This is a genomic window from Streptomyces sp. NPDC044063 (genome assembly GCF_056434285.1).
Genome location: NZ_JBWKFM010000016.1, coordinates 67,983 through 81,497 on the forward strand (window position 1 = coordinate 67,983; position 13,515 = coordinate 81,497).

Annotated in this window: 11 protein-coding genes and 5 pseudogenes; 7 read left to right on the top strand and 9 right to left on the bottom strand. The window is 69.4% G+C overall.

Annotated elements, in window-relative coordinates; translation table 11 throughout:
- Nucleotides 1-61: 61 nt before the first annotated feature.
- Nucleotides 62-667 (top strand): TetR/AcrR family transcriptional regulator, encoded by a 606-nt coding sequence (locus AC07BS_RS20705; RefSeq protein WP_478933668.1) that lies wholly within the window; start codon nucleotides 62-64, stop codon nucleotides 665-667.
- A gap of 218 nt (nucleotides 668-885) precedes the next feature.
- On the opposite strand, the gene AC07BS_RS20710 is transcribed toward AC07BS_RS20705, so the two are convergent.
- On the bottom strand, nucleotides 886-1,386 hold the full coding sequence (locus AC07BS_RS20710) for a flavoprotein (protein ID WP_478637770.1): 501 nt from the start codon (nucleotides 1,384-1,386) through the stop codon (nucleotides 886-888).
- A gap of 126 nt (nucleotides 1,387-1,512) precedes the next feature.
- Here AC07BS_RS20710 and AC07BS_RS20715 point away from each other — a divergent pair.
- A pseudogene (locus AC07BS_RS20715) lies at nucleotides 1,513-1,635 on the top strand (transcriptional regulator); the annotation flags it as partial.
- A gap of 664 nt (nucleotides 1,636-2,299) precedes the next feature.
- Here the strand turns inward: AC07BS_RS20715 and AC07BS_RS20720 are convergent.
- Complete coding sequence (locus AC07BS_RS20720; protein WP_478933670.1) at nucleotides 2,300-2,887, bottom strand: hypothetical protein; 588 nt, start codon at nucleotides 2,885-2,887, stop codon at nucleotides 2,300-2,302.
- 1,024 nt (nucleotides 2,888-3,911) lie between these two features.
- On the opposite strand from AC07BS_RS20720, the gene AC07BS_RS20725 reads away from it, so the two are divergent.
- Together AC07BS_RS20725 and AC07BS_RS20730 are read left to right on the top strand one after the other, a co-directional pair.
- Nucleotides 3,912-4,391, top strand: a complete 480-nt coding sequence (locus AC07BS_RS20725; protein ID WP_478933672.1) for an ATP-binding cassette domain-containing protein — start codon at nucleotides 3,912-3,914, stop codon at nucleotides 4,389-4,391.
- Between the two features lie 377 nt (nucleotides 4,392-4,768).
- Nucleotides 4,769-5,608 (top strand): class I SAM-dependent methyltransferase, encoded by an 840-nt coding sequence (locus tag AC07BS_RS20730; RefSeq protein WP_478933674.1) that lies wholly within the window; start codon nucleotides 4,769-4,771, stop codon nucleotides 5,606-5,608.
- 9 nt (nucleotides 5,609-5,617) lie between these two features.
- Here the strand turns inward: AC07BS_RS20730 and AC07BS_RS20735 are convergent, their stop codons facing one another.
- Nucleotides 5,618-5,983, bottom strand: coding sequence for a MerR family transcriptional regulator (locus AC07BS_RS20735; protein ID WP_478933676.1), 366 nt, complete (start codon nucleotides 5,981-5,983; stop codon nucleotides 5,618-5,620).
- 70 nt (nucleotides 5,984-6,053) lie between these two features.
- On the opposite strand from AC07BS_RS20735, the gene AC07BS_RS20740 reads away from it, so the two are divergent.
- Nucleotides 6,054-7,196, top strand: coding sequence for an alkene reductase (locus AC07BS_RS20740; RefSeq protein ID WP_478933678.1), 1,143 nt, complete (start codon nucleotides 6,054-6,056; stop codon nucleotides 7,194-7,196).
- Between the two features lie 83 nt (nucleotides 7,197-7,279).
- On the opposite strand, the gene AC07BS_RS20745 is transcribed toward AC07BS_RS20740, so the two are convergent.
- Nucleotides 7,280-8,470: a cytochrome P450 gene (locus AC07BS_RS20745; RefSeq protein WP_478933680.1), complete on the bottom strand. Its 1,191-nt coding sequence runs from the start codon at nucleotides 8,468-8,470 to the stop codon at nucleotides 7,280-7,282.
- 183 nt (nucleotides 8,471-8,653) lie between these two features.
- Between AC07BS_RS20745 and AC07BS_RS20750 the strand changes: the two genes are divergently transcribed.
- Nucleotides 8,654-9,331: a GbsR/MarR family transcriptional regulator gene (locus AC07BS_RS20750; protein WP_478933682.1), complete on the top strand. Its 678-nt coding sequence runs from the start codon at nucleotides 8,654-8,656 to the stop codon at nucleotides 9,329-9,331.
- A 34-nt stretch (nucleotides 9,332-9,365) separates the two neighbouring features.
- Here AC07BS_RS20750 and AC07BS_RS20755 read toward each other — a convergent pair whose 3' ends face one another.
- Nucleotides 9,366-10,301: a LysR family transcriptional regulator gene (locus AC07BS_RS20755; RefSeq protein WP_478933684.1), complete on the bottom strand. Its 936-nt coding sequence runs from the start codon at nucleotides 10,299-10,301 to the stop codon at nucleotides 9,366-9,368.
- A gap of 140 nt (nucleotides 10,302-10,441) precedes the next feature.
- Between AC07BS_RS20755 and AC07BS_RS20760 the strand changes: the two genes are divergently transcribed.
- A complete protein-coding gene (locus AC07BS_RS20760; RefSeq protein ID WP_478933686.1) occupies nucleotides 10,442-11,692 on the top strand; it encodes an MFS transporter in 1,251 nt (416 codons plus the stop codon).
- A gap of 275 nt (nucleotides 11,693-11,967) precedes the next feature.
- Here AC07BS_RS20760 and AC07BS_RS20765 read toward each other — a convergent pair.
- The 4 pseudogenes from AC07BS_RS20765 to ureA all read right to left on the bottom strand — a co-directional run.
- A pseudogene (locus AC07BS_RS20765) lies at nucleotides 11,968-12,282 on the bottom strand (urease accessory protein UreD); the annotation flags it as partial.
- A gap of 189 nt (nucleotides 12,283-12,471) precedes the next feature.
- Nucleotides 12,472-12,813, bottom strand: a pseudogene (locus AC07BS_RS20770) (GTP-binding protein); the annotation flags it as partial.
- 40 nt (nucleotides 12,814-12,853) lie between these two features.
- Nucleotides 12,854-13,042: pseudogene (locus AC07BS_RS20775) on the bottom strand (urease subunit beta); the annotation flags it as partial.
- A 9-nt stretch (nucleotides 13,043-13,051) separates the two neighbouring features.
- A pseudogene (ureA, locus tag AC07BS_RS20780) lies at nucleotides 13,052-13,357 on the bottom strand (urease subunit gamma); the annotation flags it as partial.
- Nucleotides 13,358-13,515: the final 158 nt, after the last annotated feature.

Genomic DNA, 13,515 nt, shown 5'->3' on the forward strand with positions numbered 1-13,515 from the left:
TGTTCTACTGGAACGTAGCGGAGGCGGGCGGCAACGCCAAGGACTCGGTACGCAAAGGGTGATGGACATCGAACGGGACCAGCCGGACACGCGGACCAGGATCCAGAGCGCCGCCACGATGCTGTTCCGCCGCGTCGGCTACCCGGGCACCGGTCTGAAACGGATCGCGGCGGAAGCCGACGCGCCCTTCGGCTCGATCTACCACTTCTTTCCCGGTGGCAAGCAGCAACTGGCCGAGGACGCGATCCGCACGGCCGGCGCCGAGTACGGCCGCATGGTGCTGGCACTGCTGGACAGCGTCCCGGACCCGGTCGAGTCCGTCGTACACGCCTTCGAGGCGGCTGCCGACGACCTTGTCGCGACGGAGTATGCCGATGCCTGCCCGATCGCGACGGTGGCATTGGAGATGGCCAGCACCAACGAGGTCCTGCGAGTCGCGACAGCGGAGGTGTTCGCCGAGTGGGTGAGCGCGGGTGGGCAATGGTTCGCCCGGTGGGTGCACGATCCCGACGAGGTACGGTCACTCGCCTATTCATTGATCATGAACCTGGAGGGAGCGTTCATGCTCTCCCGGGCCGCCCGGGATCCAGAGCCACTGCGAGTGGCCGGCCGATCCATGGCCCAACTGCTGCGCGCAGCGATCGAGCGAGCCGACAAGGGTTGCTGACCTCCGACGACGACCACAAAGCCCCTGAACGCGGCTCCTGTGACGATGCCGGCAGCGGAGTTACGAGGCAGTCCCGGTCAAACGAACCAGTATGGCGACTCACCCTCCGGGTGCGGGTCGAGCTCGTCGACGGCGAGTCCGTCGCGGCTGAGTTCCCGGACCGGAGCGCCGGCCCATCACCGCCTCCCGATTCGCGATGTAAGGGGCCGCGGCTTCTGTCAGGCCTTCCGCTCGCCCGCTGCCGCGAGCGCGGCACTCCAATCGAAGCGCGTCTCGCCGTGGAGAACGGTGACGCCGGCATCCTTGAGGGTCGAAAGCGAGCGATCGAACTGCGGGTGCTGCGCGAGCGCACTGTTCACGCAGGGCATCGTCACCAAGGGGATGCCCTTGCCGATGGCTTCCGCGGCGAAGGCCACGACGAAGTGATCGGTCAGTCCGAGCGCCCAATGGTTGATCGTGTTGAACGTTGCCGGCGCCACCAGAGCGACATCAGCGGGAGGCCACACGTCGACCTCGGTGGGCCGGCGGTGCCGGGACCGGATGGGACGGCCGGTGAGCGACTCCAGCTCGGGCAGACTTTCCTCGAGCCATTCCGCCGCGGTGGGAGTCAACCCCAGGCAGACGTCCCATCCGTCCGAGTGGGCCCGGCGGATGGGGCCTCCGATGTCCAGGACCGGGGGCGCGGCCGTTCCCAGGAGGTAGAGCACGGGAGTGGTCATGTGGTGATCCCACCACATGGAGCCGCCCCCGGACCGATTGCCCTGGGGCGGACTCCGTTCCCCCGATCAAAGTGCAGGGGTACCGTTCCAGATGGTGAGTCAGGAACGGAGACCAGTGTGCGCAAGCTGGGATGGGAAGACGACCACATTGGAAGGCGCATCGCCGAGCATCGCAAGCGCGCCGGTTACACCCAACGCGGATTAGCCGAACGGCTGCCGTACTCGTACAGCCTGCTGCGCCAAGTGGACACTGCCTGACCCCGTCCAGAGAGTGGCTCGCTCGGGCCAGCGCCTTCCGCAAGGCAGCCGGTTGGCTTGGCTCGCGGCAACCTGACCCGTCCTGGCCCGCGCGTGCTGGTCGCGCGGCGAGTCCGCGCTGATCCCGCTGCCCTCCAGTCCCTGATCGGGGGAGGCAAGGTGTGGTGATCGCCTATACCCCGGACGAGCCGGCGGCCATCCGCCGTCGGCTCGCCATCAGCCCCTAGGGCCCGGGTCTCACCGAGCACCGCTGGGCAAGGGGGCCTTCCTGCGCCGATGACCGCCGGCCTGCCGTGGGACGTCGTGCACGTCCCCTACGCCGTCGCCCTACGCGCCACGATGATCATGCGGGCGCGCGGCCAGGCACCCGGTCCCCGGACCGTCAGCATCCGGCACGGCACGTGGTGGTTCATCGGCAACGCCCGCGACTTCGCCCTCACACCGGTGCCCGGCGGCTACTTCCGCCCCCGCGGAAGTCTGGTCACCCGCGCCACCACCGGGAGGACCGGCCGACGGGTACCGATGGATTCTGCCGACGGAACCCCGGTCCGGCCCGTTCACCTTGACCGACCCGCTCCACCTCTGGGAAGCGCTCATTGACTCGTCCATCGGCCCATTGTCGACGGCCGGTCGTTCGACGAGCCAATCGAAAAGATCATGGATTGTGGGAACCCTGGCTTCGGGGTGCGCGCGAGCCTTCGTCGATCGCCCGTACTGGGCGCGGGATGAGCTCGGGCATGGAGGTCGCCGCGGTCTTCGGCCACGTCACGGCGTCGGGGACCTGTCTGTGCCCGGCATGGCCGTACTCCGCCCGGTGGGCCGCGCGGACGCGATCCAGGAGGGCGGTCAGAGCCGGGGGTTCGAAGGTCGCCCGGTGGCCTTCGGTGAGCTCGTGGAGCAGGGCGTTCAGACCGGCGCATCCGAAAGTGCGGTGGGCGTAGTCGATCGCCGCGAGCACCAGGCCCTGGCAGGCGGTCATGTCGGCAGCCGCGATCGTACTCAGGGCGCTACGGGCGAATTCGTCGCCATCGAGGGAGAGCCGGCCGCAGTCGCAGAAGCCCAAGCGCTTGGTCAGGGCGAGGGACTCCTCCTGGGGCAGGATGTCGGCGATCGCGTCGACGGCGACCTGGAACGCCTGATGGCACGTAACCGGGTGGGCGCCGAACTCGCCGATGAGCGGTGCGTGGCGGCGGGTGACGGCTGGCGGCCGTGGTGGTCGGCGGCGATGGCGTGAGGACGGCATGCAGCGTTCAACAGGCCGCCGCGCGGCCGGTCACTGCCGTGTCCCCCGCTTGGCACAGCCTGGGCACTGCGACGAGCGCGGGCCGAGCGGGCCGGTCTACTGCCTGCCAGGCCACCGCAGCCGCTGTGCCAGGCTGAAGGCGACGCTGCGGATCCCACGGCGTGCGGCGAGCATGTCGTACGGACACTCGAATATTTACTCGGTCGTCGTCTGTCTGGCCGCCCGAAGGCCACGGCCGGTTCTGCAGATGACGGCAACACATCACATGACCTCGCTGGGCACGCTCGAAACCGGTACCGTGGGAGCGCGATGTCCACCCGGTCGACAATGGGGGGCCGGGCCAGCCAGGCACGGCCGATGGACGTAGCGGAGCCCACCACCGGAACACCGCGACGATGACGGTGCCCACGAGGGGAGCCGTCCAGCGGTAGATCTGGTAGAGCCGGGCCCGCAGGCGACCGGTCCTTCTTCTTGCGATGGCGCACGTGCTGCGCCTTTCTCCCAGGGTGGGCAATTGCCCGCCGGTTAGCCGTGTTGCGCCCCGCGCAGTAAGGGAATGCGGGAACTCGAGTCCCTTGTGTCGCAAGCTCGTTGGGCCGAGCATGGCACCCTCCACCCTCCACCCTCACCGAGACCGGCACGCAACGCTCCGGGGCCGGAACCCCTGATCGTCGCCGTCGTTATGTGAGCTGACGGGCCGAGATGGCCACGAGGGACAACCGGACGGGGCAAGGAATCGATGACGTACACCCGCCGCGCGGCGTCGGCTTGCTGAACGAGTCCGAGCTCGCAGCGGAGGGGGAGAAGCTCCTGAGGCGTGGGACGGGGCTCGTCGATTTCGCGCTGCGTGAGGCCGCGGACCGGCTGCACCCCCGTCCATGGCCACGGTGTGCCGCTACCACCTGGCGTGGGACACCGATGACTCCCCTGCGTCGGTATCCCGGGAAGGCAACCGGGGCCGGGCCGCGCTGGCCCTGCCACGAGGAGGAGACCCACCGTGCCGTCCACCCCGTACGCTCTGCGCGTGCGCGACGTACACAAGGCCTATCGGTCGCGTCGCGTCCTGAAGGGGGTCTCGTTCCACCTTGATCCGGGCACCCTGGCGGGAGTTGTGGGGGAGAACGGCTCGGGCAAGAGCAGCCTGTTGCGCGTGCTGTGCGGGCAGATGCAGTTCCTGTCCGCCTATGGCCCGGCCCGACATAGGTCGGTTTCACCGCCGGCTTCACGCACACGGACGCTCCGTACGGTCATCTGTTGCTCGGCCCCGCGTGGTTCCTGCCGATGTGGCTGCTCGGCACGGCCGCGTTCTTCACCCGGACCCGCAGTCACCTGCCCGCCCCGCGCGCCCCACTGCCAAGAGAGAGCACCGTATGAATTCTTCCGACTCAACCACTACGCCGCCATGCGAGGCGGTCATCGTGCTCTGTCGGCTTTGGCACAGCGACGTCATCTCATGTGGCGAGGCGCCGTCACACGGGCCGACGGTCAGCTGGGAACGCGATGACCGACGGCACGACGTACAAGGCAACGATGACGATGCCGATGGCAACTGCTTCGAACGGCCCTATGTTGCTGAACATCGGTTCAGCCTATCCCGGTACTCCCGTGGTACGACCCCGGACCCTCGCTCGGATTCGGCCCGTTCCCGCGGCTGCGGCGGTTCGAAGGCCGGAGGTTTCAGCCGGGTGGCGGCCCCGGCGCGACCCTCTGAAAGGCAGAAGAAGGTCGTGATCGTCGGCTGGCCCGGGCGGCACGACCCCATCTTGACGCGGGTGCCGGCCTCCCGGCATGGGCACAACGGCACCGGCGGTCCTTTGCATTCCGGTTTGCCGAGCAGTGGAAGTCCGAGTACCGATGATCGATGAGGAGTTGGTTGCGGGGATGCGGGAGACGAACGAGGCAACGACGAACACGGCGGTCGGCGCCGGCAGCGCGGCCGGGCAGTACGACGACGTGCTGGGGCATCTGCATCCCGCGGAAACCGCTCGTCTGCTGGCGTTGGCGGAGGCGTTCGACGACGGCACCCAACGGCGGATGGAGGCACTCGGCATCGGCACGGACTGGTCATGCCTGGAGGTCGGAGCCGGTACCGGAACGATCGCCCACTGGATGGCCGCGGCCTGTCCCCAAGGACGGGTGACCGCCACCGACCTGGACGTGACACTCGTACGGGAACCCGTCCCCTCCAACATGACCGTACTGCGCCACGACGTCACCCACGACGCCTTCCCCTACGGCTCCTTCCAGCTCATTCACGCGCGCACGGTCCTCATGCACCTGCCCCAGCGGGAGCAGACCGTCGAGCGCATGCACCGCTGGCTGGCCCCCGGCGGCGTGCTCCTCCTCGAAGAACTCGTCCACTTCCCCCGACACTGCCTGCCCGCCACATCGCCGCTGCGCCGGGCCATCGAGGGGTGGTGGGCCATGCTCACCGCGGCCTTCGGGATGGACGCGGACTGGGGCAGCCGGGCGGCAGGGGTCCTTCGCCGGGCCGGATACCTCGATGTGCGGGCCGAGGCCGGCCTGCCCGCATTCCACGCCGGAGCGCCGATCGCCGAGTTCTCACGGCTGACGCTGGAGACCATCGGTCCTCGGCTCACCCATGGCGGATTCCTCGGCGAGGACGATCTCCAGCTGGCGCTCGACGAGATCGGCAACCCCGAACATCTGTCCTTCCCCCTGGCAGTCATCGCGATCTCGGGACGCCGGGCTCCGCAATGACACCGGCCCCTAGGAGACGCCGACCGACGCCGTGGTGATGACTTCGTCCAGGACGTCGCGGGAGCGGACCAGGTCGCTGATCAGTCGGCTGATACGGTCGCGTTCCGAGGTGAGCTCCACGACCAGCTGCTCGGTGGCGGCCTCGGAGGGGCCGCCGTCCGTGTCCCGCATGCAGGGGAGCAGCTGGGCGATCTTCTTGCTGTTGAGCCCCGCCGCGTAGAGCGCCTGGACGCGGATGACCCGGTCGACCGCCCACTCGCCGTAGTACCGCTGGCCGCCCGGAGTGCGCTCGGCCTTCAGGAGGCCCTGCGTCTCGTAGTAGCGCAACGAACGCTCGCTCACGCCGCTGCGCCGCGCCAGTTCGCCGATCCGCATTCCCCACCCCGCCTGTCGCTGCCGCCACGGACTTGAACCTGACACTGATGTCAGCTTCTACCGTACCGGCATGACGAACACACAAGCACCGTCCCGCCTCTTCGACCACGCCCGCCTCGGCCCTCTGCACCTGCCCAACCGCCTGGTGATGGCGCCGTTGACCCGCAACCGGGCCGGCGCCGACGGCGTCCCGCAGCCCATCATGGCCACCTACTACGCGCAGCGCGCCTCCGCGGGGCTGATCATCGCCGAGGCCGCCACCCCGAACGCCGTGGGGCAGACGTACCCCAACATCCCCGCGATCCACAACGAGGCACATGTGGCCGGATGGCGGCAGGTCACCGACGCGGTGGCGGCGAAGGGCGGCCAGATGTTCCTGCAACTGCAGCACGGTGGCCGGGTCGGCCATCCCGACAACAGCGGACTGATGCCCCTCGCGCCGTCGCCCATACCGCTCCCGGAGACGATTCACACGCCCGGCGGGCGCCAGGAGGCCGTCGTACCGCGGGAGATGACGCAGGACGACATCCGGTCCACCGTGGCCGATTTCGCCGCCGCCGCCCGCAACGCCATCGACGCCGGCTTCGCCGGAGTGGAGGTGCACGCCGCCAACGGTCATCTCCTGCACCAGTTCATGGCGCGGAACACCAACCACCGCACCGACGGCTACGGCGGTTCGGTCGCCGGCCGCATCCGGTTCGTCGTCGAGGTGGTCCGGGCGGTCGCCGAAGCCATCGGCCCCGAGCGGGTGGGCCTGCGCATCTCCCCGGGAAACACCGTCAACGGCATCGAGGAGGGTGACACGCAGAGCATCTACCCGGCGCTCGTCGAGGCACTGGCGGACACCGGCCTGGCCTACCTGCACATCGTCTGGGCCGACCCCGACCAGCCCCTCTTCCACGAGCTCCGGAAGACCTGGACGGGCACGCTGATCGCCAACCCGGCGCTGGGCTGGGGAGGGCCGATCCCCGCCGACGGCGGCCGAGGCGCGGGTGAGCGGCTGCTGGACGCGGGAGCCGACCTGATCGCACTGGGCCGTGCCTTCCTGGCCAACCCTGACCTCGTCGAACGCATGCGCATCGGTGCGCCGCTCAACCAGGTGCGCGACCAGCACATGATGTACGTGGGGGGAGAGACCGGGTACACCGACTACCCCACGCTGGCCGCCGACGTCCCGCACCCCGCCCAGGTGCTCGAACCCGTCGGATCGTGACCAGCGCGCGATGGCGCGATGGCGGGCGATGGCGGGCGATGGCGGGCGACCGTACGGGCCCTGGACGTGCCACGGGCTCGCGGTCACACGTCCCAGGTGACCGGCAGGCTCTTCACCCCGTAGATGTCCGCGGTCTCCGGGCGCAGGGCGACTTCCTCGGCCGGTACGGCCAGGCGCAGTGTGGGGAAGCGGTTGAACAGCGCGCGGAACGCGACCCGCATCTCGACGCGGGCCAGTTGCTGGCCCAGACACTGGTGGATGCCGTGGCCGAAGGCCAGGTGGCCGCCGTCCTGCCGGTGGAGTTCGAGCGTGTGGGGGTCGGTGAAGCGCTCGGGGTCGCGATTGGCGGTGTTGTACGACAGGACGACCGTCGTGCCGGCCTTGATGGTCTGACCGCCCAGCTCGACATCTTCCAGCGCCGTCCTCCAGAACTGCTTGGCGACGCTCAGATAGCGCAGCAGCTCCTCCACGGCCCCGTCGGTGAGCGCGGGATCCGCGCGGAGGGTGGCCAGTTGCACCGGGTTGCGCAGCAGCGCGAAGGTGCCCAGCGCCAGCATGTTCGCGGTGGTGTCGAATCCGGCCGCCAGCAGGATCAGGGCGATCCCCTTCAGCTCCTCGTCGGTCAGATCGCTGTCGGTGAGTTCGCTGAGTACGTCGTCGGTGGGGTTCGCGCGCTTGGCGGCGACCAGCTCGGCGAGGTAGTGCTGGGTGGCGGTGTAGGCCGCTATGAGCTCCTCGTCGCTCGTCTCCCCGCCCATGAACGTGTCGATCTGCTCCTGGAAGGATCCCCGGTCCTCGTACGGCACCCCCAGCAGCTCACAGATGACGATGGCGGGGAGGGGCTTGGCGAAAGCGGTCACCAGGTCCGTCGGCGGCCCGGCGTTCTCCATGGCGTTCAGGCAGTCGGCAGTGATCTGCTCGACGCGCTCGGTGAGCTGCCGCATGCGCCGTACGGTGAACCTGCCCATCAGCGGCTTGCGGTAGCGGCGGTGCTGTGGGTCGTCCATGAGGAGGAACTCGCCCGGCGGCGCCGGGGGAAGCTCGAAGTCCACGACGTTCATGAGCTCCCTGCGCGAGCTGAACCGGGGGTCGGCCAGGACCGACCTGACCAGGTCGTACCCGGTGATGAGCCAGCCGGGTGTTCCGCCGGGGTGGGTGCAGCGGCTGATGGGGCCGTGCCGGCGGGCGTCGATCAGCTCTGCCGGCGGGTCGAAGGGACAGCCGGGCTGACGCGCCGTCGGCAATGTGGTGACGGTGTGGACGGATTCACCCATGACCATTCCTCATCTCGCGATAGTACGCGTTTGACGTAACTCGAAAGCTACGTTGCATTCATGACTGGGTCAATCTGCGAGAAGTTATTGTCCCAGGTCGGCGGCGGTAAATTGATGCAATGACGCTGAACTTAAATGCAACGATGCATTGCAATGAATGGCGGTGAAGGCAATACTGACGACATGCCAGGCGGACGATTGACCCAGCAGGAGCGTCAGCGCATCGCGGCCGGACTCGCCGACAGGCTCTCCTACGCCGAGATCGCCAGACGGCTCGACCGGCCGACGTCGACGATCAGCCGGGAGGTCGGACGCAACGGCGGCCCCCACGGCTACCGGCCCCAGCAGGCGCATCAGGCCACGGTCCAGCGGGCACGGCGTGGCACACCGGCACCGCCACGCGCGACCGGAGCGTCGGGCGGCGGCGCCGCGGAAGAGGAGATCGTCGAGCTGGCGGTCAGGTCGGGAATGCCGAGGATGACAGCGCGGGTGCACGTCGATCTGCTGCTGGCCGAGGACGGCAGGCGCACCGCGGCCGAGTTGACCCGCAGACTGAAGGTCAGCCCGGCCTCCGTCTCCGTGGCCGTGAACTCCCTGGTCCAGCACGGATATGTCCGCCGCGAGCGCGATCCGCGACGACGCCACGACATCTACGTGGTCGATGACGACGCCTGGTACCACTCGATCGTGATCAGCGCACAGCAAACCCTCGAGGCGGCGCAGGCCGCGATGGCGGCGGCGGAGACGTCCGGGCCCGACACACCCGTGGGGCGGCGGCTGGCCAGGGCGGGAACGTTCCTGGAGAAGGTCACCCTGGACATGGTGGAATCGGCCGACCGCTGGCGCGCACTCCTGGCGTAATGCCCCCAGGGGGCGGAGCGGTATGCGGGCGCGTTCAGCGCGGGAGCACCCAGTCCGGCGTCCAGGTTCCAGCGGCGTCGTTGTCGGGTGTTGCGGCGGCGAGGTGGGTGCGGAGGGTGGCCAGGGCCGGGTGGGGGTTGTCGCGGTGCCACAGGAGTGAGTGGGGGTAGACGGGTGTCGGGTCGGTGACCGGGATGCGGCGCAGGCCGTGGCCGGTGGGCCAGACGAGGCGCGTTTGCTCGCTCATGAAGGTGGCCAGGGCCGGGGTGTCGGCGATGGTGTCGAGGAGGGCGTCGGAGCCGAAGTTGGGGCCGGTCGCCTCGATGGTGAGGCCGAACTCGGCGACGAGGTCGTCGTAGTAGGCGGCCCACTCCGTGCCGGGGACGATGCCGGGCATCCAGATCCGGTGTCCGACGAGCTCGGCGAGCGTCACCGACGTGGCGCCCGCCAGCGCGTGGGCGGGGCCGGTGAGGAGCTGGAGCGGCTCGTCGAGCACCCGTACGGACTCGATGTCCTCGGGAAAGGGCCGGCCGGGCGCGGCGACGGCGCGGAAGGACGCGTCGATGGCGCCGGAGCGGATGGCGGTGACGGCCGTCTCGATGTCGAACAGCATCAGCACGTCGAGCTCGATCCCGGGGTGGGCGCGATGGAAGCCGCGCATCAGTCCCGACGCCGCGCCGCGCGAGTTGATCACGTCGACGCGCAGCGGGCGGTGGCCGGTACGTACGGACGCGACCGCGCGGTCGGCGGCCCGTAGCAGCTCGCGTGCGTGGGGGAGGAACGCCTGACCGTCGATGGTGAGCTCGGCGCCGCGCGGCGTACGGGTGAACAGCCGCACGCCGAGGTCGCGCTCCAGTGCGGCGACGCGCTTGGAGACGGCCTGCTGGGTGATCGACAGGTCGGCGGCGGCCCTCTGGAACTGGCCGGCTTCCGCGATGGCGACGAAGGTGCGTACTGCTTCGAGATCCACACCGACCCACCCTAGTGAACAACCGATAGTTGTGCAGGGAGGGCGAGACGGTTGTTTGACCTGCTGTTGTGCCGCCCGATTAGCTCTCCCCGGTCAACATCGGTTTGTTCGATCGGGGCATCGAGGGGAGCGCGCCGAACATGGTGGGCAGGAGACGGCTGGGCCGGCGGTTCGGCTGGCTGTGGGCGGCGTACGCGGTGAGCGCGTACGGGTCCGCTCTGGGGTTCGGGGCATTACCGCTGATCGCCGTACTGGCGCTGCACGCCGGCCCCGCCGAGGTGTCCGCGCTGTCCGCGGTGGGGCCCGCGGTGGGCGCGCTGATCGCGGTGCCGCTCGCACCGTGGGTGGAGTTCCGGCGCAAGCGTCCGGTCATGATCGCGACGGACCTGACCCGGTTCGCGGCCATGGCGACGATTCCCCTCGCCTACGCCCTCGGCCGACTCAGCTTTGTCCAGCTGCTCGTCGTCTCGGCCGTGGTCGCCGCGGCCAAGATCGCGTTCGGCGCTGCCAGCGGCGCCTACCTGAAGGCGCTCGTCCGGCCTGACGACCTGCTCGTGGCCAACGCGCGGTTCGAGTTTACGAACTGGAGCTCCATCGCGGTCGGGCCACCGCTGGGCGGGGCGGCGATCGGCTTGTTCGGGCCGGTCACCACCGTGGTGGCCGACGCGCTCAGCTACCTCCTCTCCGCACTGGGCATCACCGCGATCCGCGGCCGGGAGGAAGCGCCGCGACCGACCGGCGAGAACCCGGCCCGGACGGGCGCGATCCTCGACGGCTGGCGACACATCATGGGCGATCGCGGTCTGCGGGCGCTCTACCTCAACAACATGCTCGTCGCCGGCCTGATCATGGCCACCGAACCGCTGCTGGCCGTACTCATGCTGCGCCGGCTCCACTTCCCGCCCTGGCAGTACGGCCTCGCCTTCGCCGCCCCCTGCCTCGGCGGACTCATCGGCTCCCGCCTGGCCCAGCGCGTCGTGACCCGCTACGGCCGCGACCGGGTCTTCCGGACCGTCGGTACCCTGCGTGCCGTCTGGCTGATCGGCCTGACCTTCGTCCGCCCCGGCGTCGTCGGCCTCCTCACCGTGATGGCCGTCGAACTGGCGATCATCATCAACATGAGCCTGTACACCCCGGTGCTCGCCACCTACCGGCTCGAACGCACGCCCAAGCAACTCGTCGCCCGTACCCTGACCGCCTGGTCGATCGGCCAGCAGGCGTCCATCGCCGTCTGCACCGCACTCGGCGGGCTGCTCGCCGACGTCACCGGCCCACGCACCGCTCTCACGGCGGCGGGACTGCTCATCCTGGCCACCCCGCTCCTGCTTCCCCGACACGACCAGTCGTCGCAGGACGAGCCGGAACCGTCCCGCGGCAGAACGCCGCTGTAGCGCGCCGGCCGCAGCCGGCCGGCCGCAACATGCCGGGCAACGCGCCGACGCTGTTCGTGCCGACCCGGTGGCAGGGCTACCTGGACGAGGCGGCGGCGAAGGGAGACGCGACGGCCTACCGGCTTGGACGTGAGGTGGATGCCGGTTTCAGTGGGTGGTGTGTGCCGCGTCAAGGAGGTGACGCAGGCGCAGGCTGTCCGGGGCGACGGTTCGGCCTGTTGGTCCAGCAGGGTGCGCCCGCCGCGTCGGACGGTGAGGCGGGTCGTCAGGTGGCCTGGGGTTTCGCCGGTGCGCCCGAGGATTTGTTCCTCGCGCAGGACGAGCCGTGCGGTGGGGGCGAGGTCGATGGTCCAGCTCTGGCGCAGAGTCCAGCTCTGGCGCAGATTGCTGCCGGCCGCGCAGATCAGCGGTTTGGGGAGCCAGTGGAGCTGTGCCTGTTCTTCTACGGTCAGATGCACGTCGTAGGTGGCGTGCTCGGTGGTCGGTCCCCGCAGGGCGAGGGTCGCGGCGGCGGTGGTGATGTGCAGCGCGGCGCCGCGCTGGGCGGTGGCTTCGATCCGCAGCCGGTCGCCGCCGAGCGGGGCGATCATGGCGCCGATGATGCACACCCGCGCCTGGCTGCCGTGCGGGCGCAGGCCCCGCACGTCGAAGGGCCCGTCGCCGCTGAGAACGAGCAGGATGGTGGTGTCGCCCCGGGCGGCTGCCACGACGCGGGCGGTGGCATGGACGCCCGCGGGGGCCTGCTGGGGGAGGATCGGGTGTGCCCGGTGGCGGGGTCGTGCGGGGACCGCGGTCCAGTCGGTGAGGCGTGCGCGGACCCAGTCGGCGACCGGTTTCACGCCGTCCTCGGTCTTGAGAGTGGTGAAGGCGACGGGGAGCCGGCCGCGTTGGGCTTTGGCGTCGCGGGCCATGTTCTCGAGGTCGGAGCCGACGTACGGGGCGAGGTCGGTCTTGTTGATGACGAGGAGGTCGGCGGTGGTGACGCCGGGGCCGCCCTTGCGGGGGATGTCGTCGCCGCCGGCCACGTCGATGATGAAGATCTGGTGGTCGACCAGGCCCCTGGAGAAGGTGGCGGTGAGGTTGTCGCCGCCGGATTCCACCAGGACAAGGTCGAGGCCGCCGCGGGAGCCGATTGCCGTTGACGGCGTCGTAGAACTTCAGTCCTTCGTTCACCTCGTAGAAGTGGTAGTGCGAACCTATCTGGATGGGACGGTAGGACCTGTCCTCGTTGGTGACGGTCAGCTCGAGGACGTCGCCCTGAAGATGCGCGTTGTGCCGCACCTTCCCGCCGTCGACGTGCGTAGCATGATCCACATCGCCCGGAATGACGGCCGATTCGGTCGTGCCCACGCTCTTGAAGATGGGGTTGCGGATGGTGACGAGCTTCGTGCCGTCGGGGAAAGTGGCTTCCACCTGCACGTGTTCGATCATCTCGGGGACGCCCCTCATGACCCACACGTCCTTCAGCAGCGTCTTCCCTTCAGCCATCACCTGGGCGACGGTCTCCTCGCCATGCCGGGCCTCCGCAAGGATGTACGAGGTCAACACCGCCATCACCTCGGCATAGTTGACTGGCAGGCGCGGGTTCCGTCTCAGACGCTTGTCGACGACGTCCGCCGCGACATGGATCATCAGGCGCTCTTGTTCATGTGGAGTCAGATGCACAGTTCTACCCTGCGTTCGCCTTCCCCCAGAGCTACTGCCCTGAGGCTCATGAGCTCGGAGCCAGGCCATGTGCCATCAGCGCAGCTCAGTGCCTGCGGCCACGGCCCCAATCCTCACGAGAGCATCGTGATCACACCGATAGCGCCGGAAGCGGCGCA